General features: G+C 59.7%; 12 protein-coding genes and 4 tRNA genes. 11 read left to right on the top strand and 5 right to left on the bottom strand.

Annotated features, from left to right (window positions below):
* The first annotated feature begins 80 nt into the window (after positions 1-80).
* Together HCI85_RS00665 and HCI85_RS00660 are read left to right on the top strand one after the other, a co-directional pair.
* A complete protein-coding gene (locus HCI85_RS00665) occupies positions 81-974 on the top strand; it encodes an ATP-binding protein (RefSeq protein WP_167141064.1) in 894 nt (297 codons plus the stop codon).
* The gene (locus HCI85_RS00660; RefSeq protein ID WP_167141062.1) at positions 967-1,449 is read left to right on the top strand and encodes a GAF domain-containing protein; all 483 of its coding nucleotides are present in this window, start codon (positions 967-969) and stop codon (positions 1,447-1,449) included. Before HCI85_RS00665 ends, HCI85_RS00660 begins: the two co-directional genes overlap by 8 nt.
* Before the next feature lie 69 nt (positions 1,450-1,518).
* Here the strand turns inward: HCI85_RS00660 and HCI85_RS00655 are convergent, their stop codons facing one another.
* Together HCI85_RS00655 and HCI85_RS00650 are read right to left on the bottom strand one after the other, a co-directional pair.
* A complete protein-coding gene (locus tag HCI85_RS00655) occupies positions 1,519-2,181 on the bottom strand; it encodes a glutathione S-transferase family protein (RefSeq protein WP_167141060.1) in 663 nt (220 codons plus the stop codon).
* Between the two features lie 51 nt (positions 2,182-2,232).
* Positions 2,233-3,000 (bottom strand): hypothetical protein, encoded by a 768-nt coding sequence (locus HCI85_RS00650; protein WP_167141058.1) that lies wholly within the window; start codon positions 2,998-3,000, stop codon positions 2,233-2,235.
* A 224-nt stretch (positions 3,001-3,224) separates the two neighbouring features.
* Between HCI85_RS00650 and HCI85_RS00645 the strand changes: the two genes are divergently transcribed.
* From HCI85_RS00645 to HCI85_RS00630, 4 genes are all read left to right on the top strand, one after another.
* Positions 3,225-3,300, top strand: a tRNA-Glu gene (locus HCI85_RS00645).
* A 38-nt stretch (positions 3,301-3,338) separates the two neighbouring features.
* Positions 3,339-3,414 (top strand) — tRNA-Gly (locus HCI85_RS00640).
* Positions 3,415-3,457: 43 nt separating this feature from the next.
* Positions 3,458-3,533 (top strand) — tRNA-Glu (locus tag HCI85_RS00635).
* Positions 3,534-3,555: 22 nt separating this feature from the next.
* A tRNA-Gly gene (locus HCI85_RS00630) sits at positions 3,556-3,631 on the top strand.
* Between the two features lie 111 nt (positions 3,632-3,742).
* Here the strand turns inward: HCI85_RS00630 and HCI85_RS00625 are convergent.
* The gene (locus tag HCI85_RS00625) at positions 3,743-4,153 is read right to left on the bottom strand and encodes a PA2817 family protein (RefSeq protein ID WP_090247892.1); all 411 of its coding nucleotides are present in this window, start codon (positions 4,151-4,153) and stop codon (positions 3,743-3,745) included.
* A 66-nt stretch (positions 4,154-4,219) separates the two neighbouring features.
* On the bottom strand, positions 4,220-6,667 hold the full coding sequence (locus HCI85_RS00620) for an acyl-CoA dehydrogenase (RefSeq protein WP_167141056.1): 2,448 nt from the start codon (positions 6,665-6,667) through the stop codon (positions 4,220-4,222).
* Between the two features lie 151 nt (positions 6,668-6,818).
* Between HCI85_RS00620 and HCI85_RS00615 the strand changes: the two genes are divergently transcribed.
* The 5 genes from HCI85_RS00615 (at position 6,819) to HCI85_RS00595 (ending at position 13,598) form a co-directional block, all read left to right on the top strand.
* Positions 6,819-7,478, top strand: a complete 660-nt coding sequence (locus tag HCI85_RS00615) for a transglutaminase-like domain-containing protein (RefSeq protein ID WP_167141054.1) — start codon at positions 6,819-6,821, stop codon at positions 7,476-7,478.
* 208 nt (positions 7,479-7,686) lie between these two features.
* Positions 7,687-8,619 (top strand): ABC transporter ATP-binding protein, encoded by a 933-nt coding sequence (locus HCI85_RS00610; RefSeq protein ID WP_167141052.1) that lies wholly within the window; start codon positions 7,687-7,689, stop codon positions 8,617-8,619.
* 11 nt (positions 8,620-8,630) lie between these two features.
* Positions 8,631-9,410, top strand: coding sequence for an ABC transporter permease (locus HCI85_RS00605; RefSeq protein WP_090251084.1), 780 nt, complete (start codon positions 8,631-8,633; stop codon positions 9,408-9,410).
* Positions 9,411-9,501: 91 nt separating this feature from the next.
* Complete coding sequence (locus HCI85_RS00600; protein ID WP_167141050.1) at positions 9,502-10,533, top strand: efflux RND transporter periplasmic adaptor subunit; 1,032 nt, start codon at positions 9,502-9,504, stop codon at positions 10,531-10,533.
* A complete protein-coding gene (locus tag HCI85_RS00595; RefSeq protein WP_167141048.1) occupies positions 10,530-13,598 on the top strand; it encodes an efflux RND transporter permease subunit in 3,069 nt (1,022 codons plus the stop codon). Before HCI85_RS00600 ends, HCI85_RS00595 begins: the two co-directional genes overlap by 4 nt.
* Positions 13,599-13,646: 48 nt before the next feature.
* Here HCI85_RS00595 and HCI85_RS00590 read toward each other — a convergent pair whose 3' ends face one another.
* Entirely contained in the window at positions 13,647-14,654 is a 1,008-nt protein-coding gene (locus HCI85_RS00590) for an NADP-dependent oxidoreductase (RefSeq protein ID WP_167141046.1), read from the bottom strand.
* Positions 14,655-14,668: the final 14 nt, after the last annotated feature.

The raw sequence follows: 14,668 nt of genomic DNA, 5'->3' as shown, positions 1-14,668 counted from the left end.
GTTGAATCGCTTGCCAAGCATAGCCCATCTGTTTTGCCGGACGGCAGTGGCAGAACAACTCGAAAACCCTGGAGTGTGTTGTGGATTCGCGTTTGAGTGATTTTTTGTTGCGTGCTGAGGCTGTGTTGGCGCGTCTGGAGCCTTTGCTGCCGGTGCAGCGCCCGGTTATTGACTGGCAGCAGAGCTTGGCTGCCCGCTGGCAGCGTGAGGCGCGCAGCGGATATTTGGCACCGCTGCAGGTCAGTCTGGATGTGGAGCTGGCTGATCTGATCGGGGTGGATCGCCAGCGTGCTCAGTTGGCGCGCAATACCCAGCAGTTTATCCAGGGCCTGCCGGCCAACCATGCGTTGCTCTGGGGCGCGCGGGGTACGGGTAAATCATCGCTGGTGCGGGCACTGCTGGCCGAGCATGCGGCGGCGGGGCTGCGCCTGATTGAAATCGAGCGTGACCATCTGGCCGATCTGCCGCGCATCGTCGAGCAGTTGAGCGAGCTGCCGCAGCGTTTTGTGCTGTTCTGCGATGACTTGTCGTTCGAGGCCGGCGAGGGCGATTACCGCATGCTGAAAACCGTGCTCGATGGCTCACTGGAGCGTGCGCCGGACAATGTGTTGCTGTATGCCACCTCCAACCGCCGTCATCTGTTGCCGGAAAAGCAGAGCGATAACGAAAGCTGGCAGCGAGTCGATGGTGAGCTTCACCCCAACGAGGCGGTGGAAGACAAGATTGCGCTATCTGACCGCTTTGGCCTGTGGTTGTCGTTCTACCCCTTCACTCAGGAGCACTTCCTCGACGTGGTCCGGCACTGGGTCGAGGTGCATGCCGCGCAGGCCGGTTTGGCTTGGCAATGGGACGACGAGCTGGAAAAAGCGGCCATACGCTGGGCCTTGGGTCGCGGTAACCGCAACGGCCGCTGCGCCTATCAATTCGCCCGTGACTGGGTGGGCCTGCAATTACTGAGTAAGCACGATGATTGATTTACAACACAGCGGGCCAGGGCTCGATGGCTATCCACTGCTGGTGGCGCAGCTGCAGGCGCTGCTGGCGGGTGAGCGCGACTTTATTGCCAATGCGGCGCAGTTTTCGGCGTTTCTGTTTCAGGAGCTGAGCGACCTGAACTGGGCAGGTTTTTACCTGGCCCGTGGTGAGGAGCTGGTGCTCGGGCCTTTCCAGGGCAAAGTAGCCTGCGTGCGCATTCCTTTCGGTCGCGGTGTCTGCGGCGCCGCCGCGGCCACTGGGCAGACTCAGCGAGTTGACGATGTGCATGCCTTTGCCGGGCATATTGCTTGCGACAGTGCGTCCAACAGTGAGCTGGTGGTGCCGCTGTTCAAGGACGGCCGTTTGCTCGGCGTGCTGGATCTCGACAGTCCGTCATTGGCACGTTTTAGTGCAGCGGATCAGGCTGGTATCGAGCGGTTGGTCGCAATGTTTATCGACCTGACCGATTGTTGAGTCAGCGCTAAAGGCAAGGCAAAAAAGCCCGGCAATAGCCGGGCTTTTTGTTGGATGGCCAGCGATTATTCAGGCCTTGGCGGCCATCTTGGCGAGCATCTTCAGCTCGCCCGGCAATACAGCCTGCACCGAGGCGCGCGCAGTGATTCGCGCATAGTGCGCACTCAGGTTAGGCCAGCGTTGTGCATCCAGTTGCTCGTCGCCGTGCTGCATATTGATCAGCTGACAGGCCAGGGCCAGGTCGGCCAGGGTCAGGCTATCGCCGACCAGGTATTCAGCTGAACCGAGGGTCTGTTCCAGGTAGTCGAAATGCGTAGGCAGCTTTTCGTGCAGGGCTTTCTGTACGGCAGCCTCATCGCAGCTCTGGCCCATGCTTGGTTTTAGTGCGCGGTTGCGAAATACGCTGAAGGTGCAGAGCGGGGCCAGTTCATAGTCGGCGTATTTCTCCAGCCAACGTACCTGCGCGCGTTGTTCGGCATTCTGCCCGAGCAGGGTGGGGTGTTCCGGGTGCTTGTCGTCCAGGTATTGGCAGATCACGCTGGAGTCGGCGAGGGTGAAATCGCCATCTTTGAGAGCGGGGATACGTCCCAGTGGGCTCATGTCGCGGTACCAGGCTGGTTGGCCGAACGGCAGGATGATTTCCAGCTGGTAGTCCAGGCTCTTTTCAGCCAAAAACAGACGCACTTTACGAACGAAGGGTGACAGCGGTGCACCGTAAACAGTCAGGCTCATGCGCGGCACTCGTGGGCAGATGGATAGCGCGCAGGTTGCGCGCTGGAGGGGTTAGTCGTAGATGTTTTTCTTTTTCCACTCGTCGCCGCCGAGAGACTCCAGGCCGGCATCCAGTTCGCTGGGCTGCTCCGTGACGGGTTTACTGCTCTCTAGGACCATGGCGTTGGCGCGTGCCAATTGCTCTTCGAATTTCTTCAGGGCTTTTTGATAAGGAGCTGGGTCAGGCTGCTTGCGCAAATATTGTGCGCCGCGCTCGAACGCCAGGCGTGCTTGGCCAGGCTGGTTCTGCTGCAAGGCCTGTTGGCCAAGGTTGCCGAAAAATTCGATATGCACCTGAGTCAGCATGTGGCGCACTTCCTTCAACCAATGCTTGGCTTCACTGGTCGGGATAATTCCGTCTTTTGCACAGCGGGTCAGTTGACCGTGAAGGCTTTCCAGCTGAAAGCGTACTTCCTTCGCTTTAGGTTCATTAATGATGGGTTGTGGCGGATTGTTTACGGTAATTGACTCGCCTTGGGCGATCATCTTGCGCAGCTCTTCAATATGCGCCTTTAGGGCATTGTTGCCCTTGTCATACGGCAGTACGTGTTCACTGAAATGCAGCTGCAGGCGGCTCAGCAATAACTTCAATGCTGGCGTCATCAGTTGACCGGGGAGTGCTTCGGCGAGGTCCGTACAACGGCGCAGGCGATCATTGAGGTCAGCCTTGATGCGCGCCTTCTCCAGTTTGTTGTTCTCGACCATATGATTGATGTAAGCAATGGCGATCAAAATAACGATGCCAGACACAATCAATATGGTAATCACGAGTGGGGACATGGGTGCAGCCTCTCGATCACCGGTTTTTCGTCCGAGTGTAGTGCGTTAGCCGGGAGGCTGATAGAGCTGCCTCACATTCGAGGCTGAAGTCGTTGATTTATAAAAATTTTTACACAGAGGTTGACGGGCCTTACAAGGCTCCATAGAATGCGCGCCACTTCGTAGCGCAATGCCTCACGGCAAAACGTGTAGAAGCCGGATAGAAGTTGTAGTTTCCGGGCTGCGTCCCCTTCGTCTAGTGGCCTAGGACACCGCCCTTTCACGGCGGTAACAGGGGTTCGAGTCCCCTAGGGGACGCCACTTCTTTATGAAGTGTGCTGCTAAAAACCAAGTTGTATGCGGGAATAGCTCAGTTGGTAGAGCACGACCTTGCCAAGGTCGGGGTCGCGAGTTCGAGTCTCGTTTCCCGCTCCAAATTAAGGTGATCTGCTCAGGCAGGTAGCCGACAAGTTCCAAGGTCCCCTTCGTCTAGTGGCCTAGGACACCGCCCTTTCACGGCGGTAACAGGGGTTCGAGTCCCCTAGGGGACGCCATTTTTGTTGTACCAAGTTGTATGCGGGAATAGCTCAGTTGGTAGAGCACGACCTTGCCAAGGTCGGGGTCGCGAGTTCGAGTCTCGTTTCCCGCTCCAAATAGTCAAAAACGCCGCTCATTGAGCGGCGTTTTTGTTTCTGCTGTTTTTAGTGCCCACAAAAAAGCCCGCCGGTTATGCCGTGCGGGCTTTTTTGTTTCTGGCTTAGGCTCAGTGCTTGCCGCCCTGAGCGGGCATGCTCAGCAGCTGCTTTTCCTGATTCCAGTCGAAGGGTTCGTCGTTTTCTTCGGCGTAGAAGCGGCGTTCTTCGAGGGTCTGGTACATCTCGATTTCTTCGTCCGGCATGAAGTGCAGGCAGTCTCCGCCGAAGAACCACAGCAGGTCGCGCGGTACCAGGTGGGCGATTTGTGGGTAGCGCTGGAAGATCTGACTGATCAAGTCCTGGCCCAGGTAGAGGCTGGCTTCCGGATCGCTCGGCAGATCGCTGAGCAGCTCGTCGTAGCGCTCTAGGTACATGGCGTGGCTGTCATCGAGAATCTGCTCTGCTTCGCCCAAGGCGACCAGGATGGTGCGCAGGTGCTGCAGCAGGGCGAGGTGATGGTCGATGTGAGTGTTAGCCATGGGGCAATCCTGTAGGTAAAACGGGCGCGCAAGTATAAGGCTCGCGTCGCCCGCTGTCCCGTCGGTTTAACGCACCTTGCCGGAGCCCAAGGTCAGTTCCTCCTTGGCGAAGTCGTCGACATCGATCACCACCCGCCGCGCCGCTTCAGCCTGATGCAGGCTGTGCGCCTCTTCCGGGTTGAGAACCCCAGCAGCCAGTGCGGCATCGATCAGGCTTTGCCCTGGCAGTTCCTGTACCTGGCCGGCTTTGACGGCCTTGTGCAGTTTCTTCTGCAGGCCCTGTACGTCTTGCAGCAGGGTCATCGCATATTGCAGAGCACCCACCGGGTCCTGTTCAGCTTGTGGGCGATAGCAGCCTTCGAGCAGTTCCTCTAGCGCTGGATCGCCGCTGTTACGGCCGATAATGCTGGCTACTTCGGCGTCCAGTTCATCGCTTGGGCCTTTGTGACGGCGGCCCAGCGGCAATACCAGTACGCGCAGAGCGCAGCCGAGCAGTTTGCTGGGGAAGTTGCTGAGCAGCTCTTCCAGCGCTTGTTCGGCCTTGCCCAGGCTTTCTTCCACGGCCCAGCGCAGCATGGGCTGTGAATGCTCCGGATAACCGAGGTCGTGGTAGCGCTTGAGCGCGGCAGAGGCCAGGTAAAGGTGGCTGAGTACGTCACCGAGTCGCGCCGACAGGCGTTCTCGGCGTTTCAGTTCGCCGCCGAGCAACATCATGCTGGTGTCGGCGAGCAGGGCGAAGGACGCTGCCAGGCGGTTGAGCGCGCGGAAATAAGGGCGGCTGATGCGATCGCCCGGCACCTGGCTGAAAACGCCAAAGCCGAGGCTGAGCAGCAGGCTGCTGGCGGCGTTGCTCACGGCAAAACCGATATGTTGCAGCAGCAGTTCATCGAATTCCTGCAGCGCCTGATCCTGGTCTTCACGACTGGCCAGGGCCATTTCTTTGAGTACGTAGGGGTGGCAGCGAATCGCGCCTTGACCAAAGATCATCAGGTTGCGCGAGAGGATATTGGCCCCCTCCACGGTGATAAAGATCGGCGCACCTTGCCACGAGCGCGCCAGGTAGTTGTTCGGGCCCATGACGATGCCCTTGCCGCCGTGTACGTCCATGGCGTGGCTGATGCATTCGCGGCCGCGTTCGGTCAGGTGGTACTTGAGGATAGCCGAGAGCACCGAGGGCTTTTCGCCCAGATCCACCGCATTGGCCGTGAGGATGCGCGCGCTGTCCATCAGCCAGGCGTTACCGCCGATGCGCGCCAAGGCTTCCTGAATGCCTTCAAAGGCTGAAAGCGGCACGTTGAACTGCTCACGCACCTGGCTGTACTGGCCAGTGGTCAGGCTGGTGAACTTGGCAGCGCCGGTGCCGACGGCCGGCAGGGAAATGGAGCGGCCCACGGACAGGCAGTTCATCAGCATCATCCAACCCTTACCGAGCATCTCCTGGCCGCCGATCAAGTAATCCAGTGGGATAAATACATCCTTGCCGGAGTTCGGGCCATTCATAAAGGCGGCGCCGAGTGGCAGGTGACGGCGGCCGATTTCGACACCTGGCGTTTCGGTGGGTACCAGAGCGAGGCTGATGCCCAGATCTTCCTCTTCACCCAGCAGATGCTCGGGATCATAAGCCTTGAAGGCCAGGCCAAGCAGGGTGGCGACCGGGCCGAGGGTGATATAGCGCTTTTCCCAGTTCAGACGCAGGCCGATCACTTCCTCGCCTTGCCACTGGCCTTTGCAGATGATTCCGGTATCCGGCATGGCGCCGGCGTCAGAACCGGCCAGGGGGCCGGTGAGGGCGAAGCAGGGGATGTCTTCACCGCGGGCCAGGCGCGGCAGGTAATGGTCACGCTGCACATCGGTGCCATAGTGCAGCAGCAGCTCGGCCGGGCCCAGCGAGTTGGGCACCATCACGGTGGAGGCCAGGTCGCCGGAGCGGGTGGCCAGCTTCATGGCTACCTGGGAGTGGGCATAGGCGGAAAAGCCCTTGCCGCCGTATTGCTTGGGAATGATCAGGGCGAAGAAGCCGTGTTGCTTGATATGCGCCCAGGCCTCAGCGGGCAGGTCCATCTGCTGGCCGATCTGCCAGTCACTGACCATGGCGCACAGCGCTTCGGTGGGCCCATCGATAAACGCCTGCTCTTCTTCGGTGAGCTGCGCCTTGGGGTAGGCGAGCAGGGTGTCCCAATCCGGGCGGCCGCTGAACAGCTCGCCATCCCACCACACCGTGCCGGCTTCGATGGCGTCGCGTTCGGTGGCCGACATCGGCGGCAGCACGCGCTTGAACCAGGCAAACAGCGGCGCAGTGAACAGGCTACGGCGTTGTTGCGGCAGCAGCAGAGGCAAAGCCACGGCTAGCAGGAGCAACCAGAACAGGCCCATCAGCCAGACCGGTGCATGGCTGAACACGCCCATCAGAATCAGCAAGCCGGCCACCATGCCCAGTGCGGGCAGAGGCGCGGTGCGGCGGTGAGCGAGAAAGGCCGTGCTAAGCAGCAGGGCGAGTAACCAGAGAGCGAGCATGCAGAATCCTCCATGATGACAATGCGTTGTTACGCACCATCACGAGCGTAGTCGTCATTGATGGCGACAAGAGCGGTGAGCTTGGCCGAATCGTCGTGACATTGGCCGGAGCCGCGTCGTTAGACTGGGTCTCTATCATGGAGAAACCCTGATGCGTGAATACCTCGAGCCCGGCCGCTTCATCGATAGTGACCACCCTGCGCTGGTGGAGTTCGCAGAAAAGTTTCGCGGGGCCAGTCGTGACCCGCATCAACAGGCGATCAATCTGTACTACGCGGTGCGCGATGAAATTCGCTACAACCCCTATGTGTTCAGCCGCGACCCCGACACCCTGAAGGCCAGTCACGCACTGCAGGCGGGCGAAAGCTACTGCGTGCCCAAAGCCACTTTGCTGGCTGCCTGCGCCCGCCATTGCGGCATCCCGGCACGCATCGGCCTGGCCGATGTACGCAATCATCTGGCCACTCCACGACTGCTGGAAATGCTGCGCAGTGAAGTGTTCGCCATGCACGGCTACACCGAGTTGTACCTTGAGGGCCGCTGGGTCAAGGCCACGCCGGCGTTCAACCTGGCGCTGTGTCGGGTATTCAAGGTCGCGCCGCTGGAATTCGATGGCCTGAGCGACAGCGTATTTCACCCGTTCAACCAGCAGGGCGAGCGTTATATGGAATACCTGCATGACCACGGCCAGTTTGCCGATGTGCCGGAGCCGCTGTTCTTCGGTCATCTGGCTACGTGTTACCCACATCTGTTTGCCGATGACGCGTTGTCGATCAGTGGCGACTTCGCCGCCGAGGCCGTGCCTGGATGATTTATCGACAGGGTTGATAAGCACCATCGGAAACTGCCGGGTTTAATCTGCGCCTGGCGCTGGTAGGCTGCTGCCCAGCCCTGGGGGCGGCAGTTTTGCGCAAAGATGCTGTGGTGGGGAGCTTCCAGGCGCTAGACTTGGGCCACTTCGCGCTGCAGGCGCAGCCCCTCTCGAATTTCTTTTTATCTGATCAGGTGTGCGCATTTTTATGAGTACTGCTCTGTCCATTCGCCAGTTGACCAAGACCTATGGCAACGGCTTCCAGGCGCTGCACGGTATCGACCTGGACGTGGCTGAAGGCGATTTCTTCGCCTTGCTCGGCCCCAACGGTGCCGGCAAATCCACCACCATCGGCATTCTTTCCACCCTGGTGACCAAAAGCAGCGGCACGGTGAACGTCTTCGGTCATGACCTGGACAAACAGCCCTCTGCGCTCAAGCGCTGCCTGGGTGTGGTGCCGCAGGAGTTCAATTTCAACCAGTTCGAGAAGGCCTTCGATATCGTCGTAACCCAGGCCGGTTACTACGGTATCCCAGCGAAAATCGCCAAGGAACGCGCTGAGCAGTACCTCAACCAGCTCGGCTTGTGGGGCAAGCACAATGTGCCGTCGCGTGAACTGTCTGGTGGGATGAAACGCCGCCTGATGATCGCTCGTGCGCTGGTGCATCAGCCGCGTTTGTTGATTCTCGATGAGCCGACGGCCGGGGTTGATATCGAACTGCGCCGTTCGATGTGGAGCTTTCTCACCGAGCTGAACGAGCAGGGCATCACCATCATCCTCACCACCCATTACCTGGAAGAGGCCGAACAGCTATGCCGCAACATCGGCATCATCGACCACGGGCGGATCGTCGAGAACACCAGCATGAAGGACCTGCTAAAAAAACTGCATGTGGAAACCTTCCTGCTCGACCTCAAAGAGGCGCTGCTGATGGCGCCGCAACTGATCGGCTACCCGGCGCAGTTACTCGACGGGCATACCCTGGAAGTGCAGGTGGATAAGGCTCAGGGCATTACCGAGTTGTTCCGCCAGTTGGCCTTGCAGAACATCGAGGTGCTCAGCTTGCGCAATAAAACCAACCGCTTGGAGGAGCTGTTTGTTTCCCTGGTCGAGAAGAATCTGGCGAAGGTGGCGGTATGAGCACGGCTTATCTGAACTCCGAATTCACCGCCAACATGGTGGCGCTGCGCACCATCGTCTACCGCGAAATCCGCCGCTTTACCCGCATTTGGCCGCAGACCCTGCTACCGCCGGCAATCACCATGGTTCTGTACTTCGTGATCTTCGGCAACCTGATCGGCAGCCAGATCGGCGACATGGGGGGCTTCACCTATATGGAGTACATCGTGCCGGGACTGATCATGATGTCGGTGATCACCAACTCCTACGGCAACGTGGTGTCGAGTTTCTTCGGCAGCAAGTTCCAGCGCTCCATCGAGGAGCTGATGGTCTCGCCGGTGTCGCCGCATATCATCCTCACCGGCTATGTGGTCGGCGGTGTGCTGCGCGGCCTGGCGGTGGGTTTTATCGTCACTCTGCTTTCGCTGTTCTTCACCAAGCTGCAGGTGCACCACCTCGGCGTGACCGTGCTGGTGGTGTTGCTGACCGCGACCATCTTCTCCCTGGGCGGTTTTATCAACGCGGTGTTCGCGCGCAACTTCGATGATATTTCGATCATTCCAACCTTTGTGCTGACGCCTTTGACCTACCTGGGCGGGGTGTTCTATTCGATCACCTTGCTGCCGCAGTTCTGGCAAACCGTGTCCTTGGCCAACCCGGTGCTGCATATGGTCAACGCCTTCCGCTACGGCATTCTCGGGGTGTCCGATATTCGCATCGGCGTGGCCATCGGTTTTATGCTGGTCGCTACTGCTGTGCTGTATGGCGTGTGCATCCGCTTGCTGGTTAGCGGTCGGGGCATGCGCCAGTAACCGGGCAGCCAACATCGGGAAACATTTTTAACGGCTGATCTGCGCGGCTCGGCCGTTAGACTCAGCCTCTACAAAGAATTAGGGGTTGTATATGTTTGCCCGCGCACCTGCTCTTCTCGGTACAGTTTTCTGGCTGTGTTCGCTTGCCAATGTGCACGCACAAGCCAATGAAGGGCCGCTGGTCGAGGTGGTCAAGGTCGAACGAAGCCTGGTGCGCGATGAGCTGGTGACCTTTGGCTCGCTGAGTCCTGACGAGTCGGTGATGATCCGACCGGAAATCGCCGGGCGAGTGGCGCAGCTGCATTTTCGTGAAGGTCAACGCGTCGAGGCTGGTGCGTTGCTGATCAGCCTGGATGATTCGATTACCCGCGCCGAGCTGGCCCAGGCGCAAGCCAACCTGAACCTGGCAGAAAAGAACTTTCAGCGCGCGCAGATGCTATTCAAGCGCGGCGCCAGTAACGCCCAGGCGCTGGATGAAGCCAGCGCGCAGCAGCAGGCCTCACGCGCCAGCCTGGCGCTGTCTCAGGCGCGCCTGGATAAGACCCGCATCCTCGCCCCCTACGACGGTGTCTTGGGTTTGCGCGCTGTCAGCCCCGGCGATTACCTCAGCGAAGGCCAGGACATCGTCAACCTGGAAGTGCTCGATCCGCTCAAGGTGGATTTCCGCATTCCGCAAAAAGCCGTCAGCCAGATTCGCCTCAAGCAGCTCATTGAAGTCAGCCTGGATGCTTACCCGGGTGAGCGGTTTAACGGTGAGATTTTCGCCATCAACCCGCGCCTGGACGAAGCCGGGCGCAGCCAGGCGATTCGCGCGCATATCAGCAACAGCGATGGTCGCCTGAGCCCAGGCCAGTTCGTGCGGGTTTCGGTGATTCTCGCCGAGCGGCCGAATGCCCTGGTGATTCCAGAAGAAGCCATCATGCCGGTGGGCGACAAGCTGCTGGTCAATCTGGTTGTGGAGGGCAAGGTCGAGCTGCGTGAGGTCAAACTGGGCAAGCGCCTGGCTGGCAAGGTCGAGGTTCTAGAAGGCCTGCAGGGTGATGAAACCCTGATCAGCGCCGGCTGGCAGAAGGTTCGGGCCGGCGCGCCGGTACGCACCAAGGTGGCGGAGCAAGCGTCATGACCCTGTCGGATATCTGCATCCGGCGGCCGGTATTCGCCACCGTACTGTCGCTGATTGTGGTGCTGCTTGGCTTAATGGCCTATGACCGCCTGGCCGTGCGCGAGTACCCGAATATCGACGTGCCGATTGTCACGGTCAACGTCACCTACCCGGGCGCCAGCCCGGAGATCATGGAGTCCCAGGTCGCCCAGCCGATCGAGGATGTGCTGTCGGGCATCGATGGGCTGGACTTCGTCAGTTCCATCAGCCGTTCGGAAAACACCCAGATCACCGCGCAGTTCCGTCTGGGCAGCAACTCCGATGAGGCTGCCAACGATGTACGCGACCGCCTGGGCCGGGTGCGTGGCCTGCTGCCGGATGAAATTGCCGAGCCCATTGTGCAGAAGGTCGAGGCCGACGCCCAGCCGGTGATCTGGATCGCCTTCTACAGCGAACGCTACAGCGCCATGGAAATCACCGACGTGTTGGAGCGTGTGATCAAGGATCGCCTGCAGACCATCCCCGGCGTCTCCGAAGTGCAGATTCGCGGCGCGCGTACCTTCGCCATGCGCATCTGGCTCGATCCGGAGAAGCTCGCCGCGCACAACCTCACCGTGCAGGACGTGGAAGATGCCCTGCGCCGGCAGAATGTCGAGATTCCGGCGGGGCGTATTGAGTCGCAGCAACGCGAATTCACCGTGCTCTCGGAAACCGACATGAACACCCCGGAGCAGTTTAATCAGCTGATTCTCGATGACTCGCGCGGTTACCTGCTGCGCCTGGCTGACGTTGGTTATGCCGAAATCGGTGCGGCGGACGAACGCAGTATTGTTCGCTACAAGGGCAAGCCGGCGGTGTCGATGGGCATGATCAAGCAGGCTACCGCCAACCCGTTGGATATCTCCGACGGCCTGGCTGAGGCCATGCCCGATGTACGCGCGCTGCTGCCGGAAGGCATGGAAATGGCAGTGGCCAACGACAACTCGCAGTTTATTCGCGAGTCGATCGACAACGTGTTTATCACCATCTGGGAAGCGGTGGGGCTGGTCATTCTGATCATCTTTATCTTCCTGCGTTCGCTGCGTGCCACCATCATCCCGCTGGTGACCATCCCGGTGTCGCTGATCGGTGCATTTGCCTTGATGAGCCTGATGGGCTTCACCATCAACACCCTGACGCTGCTGGCGATGGTGCTGGCCATCGGCCTGGTGGTGGACGATGCCATCGTGATGCTGGAGAACATCCACCGGCATATCGAGGAGGGCATGCAGCCGCTGCAGGCGGCGCTCAAGGGCAGTCGCGAGATTGCCTTTGCGGTCATCGCCATGACCCTGACCCTGGCCGCCGTATTTGCCCCCATCGGCTTTATGCAGGGCACCACAGGCAAATTGTTTACCGAATTCGCCTGGACCCTGGCCGGCGCAGTGCTGGTGTCAGGTTTTGTCGCCCTGACCCTGACGCCGATGATGTGCGCGCTGTTGCTTAAGCCGCATCAGGCCGGTGAGCGGCACAACCGGGTGTACAACCTGATCGAGAACTTCCTCAATGGCCTGACTTACAGCTACAAGCATCTATTGGCCAAAGCACTGAGTGCCTGGATGTTGGTGGTGGGCGTGTTGTTACTGACTATTGTGGCCTGCGTGCTGCTGTTCTCAGGGCTTAAATCCGAGCTGGCGCCGACCGAAGACACCGGCACCATTGTCGGTGTGTTCAACGGCCCTGACGGCGCCACTATCAACTACACCGGGCGTTATGCCCGCGAGATCGAAGCGGCCTACGACAGCATCCCGGAAACCAATCGCTACATGGTCATCGCTGGCTTTCCGACTGTGGCTCAGGGCATTTCCTTTATGAAGCTGGAGGACTGGGCGGACCGCTCGCGCAGCCAGTTCGAGATTCGTAATGAGCTGCTGCCCAAACTGCAGGATGTTGCCGGGGTGCGCGCCTTCCCGGTCAACCGGCCGCCGCTCGGGCAGAGCGCGCGAAACCAGCCGGTTAACTTCGTGATTCGCTCGTCCATGGAGTACAGCGAGTTGCAGGGCTATGTCGATCAGTTGCTCAATCAACTGCGCGATTATCCTGGGCTGGAAAGCCTGGACAGCGATCTGAAGCTCAACGCGCCGCAGCTCAAGGTCGCGGTTAACCGCGAACAGGCCGTAGCCGTGGGCACTGATGTGGCAACCATCGGCCGCAGCCTGGAAAGCCTGTTCGGCAGCCGCCAGGTGACGCGCTTCAAGCAGAACGGTGAGCAGTACGACGTGCTGGTGCAGTTGGAGGATGTGGACCGCAGCAACCCGCAGGATCTTGACCGCGTGTATGTGCGCGGCCGCGATGACAGCATGGTGCAGCTGTCCAATCTGATTGAAGTGCGCGAAACCGTGGCGCCGCGCGAGCTCAACCACTTCAACCAGCTGCGTGCGGTGACGGTGAGTGCCAACGTGGGATCCGGCTACACCCTGGGTGAAGCCCTGGCACACTTGGAAAGCACAGCGCGCACGGTATTCCCGGCAGAGACGCAGTACGACTACACCGGCACGTCGCGAGACTTCAAGGAGTCCAGTGCGGGCATTGCACTGATCTTCGCGCTGGCTTTGGCGTTTATCTTCCTGGTGTTGGCGGCGCAGTTTGAAAGCTTTACTGACCCGCTGATCATCCTGTTCAGCGTGCCGCTGTCGATGGCTGGCGCCTTGCTGGCCCTGACGATGTTCGGCGGCACTTTGAACATCTACTCACAGATCGGCTTGGTGACGTTGATTGGCTTGATTACCAAGCACGGCATCCTGATCGTCGAGTTCGCCAACGTGCTGCTGCGACAAGGGCATGAGTTGCGAGGGGCGGTGATTGAGGCGTCGGTGCAGCGTCTGCGGCCGATTCTGATGACGACCGGGGCGATGGTGCTGGGTTCGCTGCCGTTGGCGATTGCCACCGGGGCGGGTGCGGAAAGCCGTCAGCAGATTGGTATGGTGATCGTCGGCGGCCTGTTGGTAGGCACCTTCTTCACCCTGTTTGTAATCCCGACCCTGTACATGCTGCTGCGCCGCTGGCGGCCGATAAAGCAGGACAGTGAGGCAATGGCAGTTGCTTGATGCCTGGTTTTCGTAGGAGCAGCGCTTAGCCGCTCCTACGAAATTGCCTCAGTCGACTTTCAGCACCAGCTTGCCGAAGTTCTCGCCACTGAACAGCTTGAGCAAGGTTTCCGGGAAGGTGGTCAGATCGCTGACAATATCTTCCTTGGATTTCAGCTTGCCGCTGGCCATCCAGCCGCCCATCTCCGACGCTGCTTCGGCAAAACGCGGGGCGTAGGTCATCACCACCATACCTTCCATGCGTGCGCTGTTAACCAGCAGATTGAGGTAGTTGGCTGGGCCTTTTACGGCCTGTTTGTTGTTGTACTGGCTGATCGCGCCACAGATCACCACACGTGCCTTGAAGGCCAAGCGGGTGAGTACGGCATCCAGAATGTCGCCGCCGACGTTATCGAAGTAGACATCCACACCTTTCGGGCACTCGCGCTTGAGGCCGGCGATCACGTCTTCATTTTTGTAATCGATGGCGCCGTCGAAGCCCAGTTCATCAACCAGGAACTTGCACTTGTCCGCACCGCCGGCGATGCCAACTACACGGCAGCCTTTGAGCTTGGCAATCTGCCCGGCGACGCTGCCGACCGCGCCGGCCGCACCGGAAATCACCACCGTTTCACCCGCTTTCGGCGCGCCGACATCCAGTAAAGCGAAGTAGGCGGTCATTCCGGTCATGCCCAGTGCCGAGAGGTACAGCGGCAGCGGCGCGCGCTTGGGGTCGACCTTGTAGAAGCCTTTGGGCTCGCCGAGGAAATAATCCTGCACACCAAGGGCGCCATTTACATGATCACCCACGGCAAAGTCAGGGTGCTGCGAGGCCACCACTTCACCCACGCCGAGTGCGCGCATCACTTCGCCAATGCCAACGGGCGGGATATAGGACTTGGCATCATTCATCCAGCCGCGCATGGCCGGGTCCAGCGACAGGTAGGCGTTCTTCACCAGAATTTGGCCGGGGCCGGGTTCACCCACGCTGGTTTCGACATAGCTGAAGGTTTCGCGGCTGGGCAGACCGACTGGGCGTTGGGCAAGCAGGAATTGGCGGTTGAGTGGGGCAGTCATGACAGGTACTCACT

This window comes from Pseudomonas sp. OTU750018, from assembly GCF_011636575.1.
GTDB lineage: Bacteria > Pseudomonadota > Gammaproteobacteria > Pseudomonadales > Pseudomonadaceae > Aquipseudomonas > Aquipseudomonas peli.
This window is presented reverse-complemented; position numbering and strand designations above follow the sequence as displayed.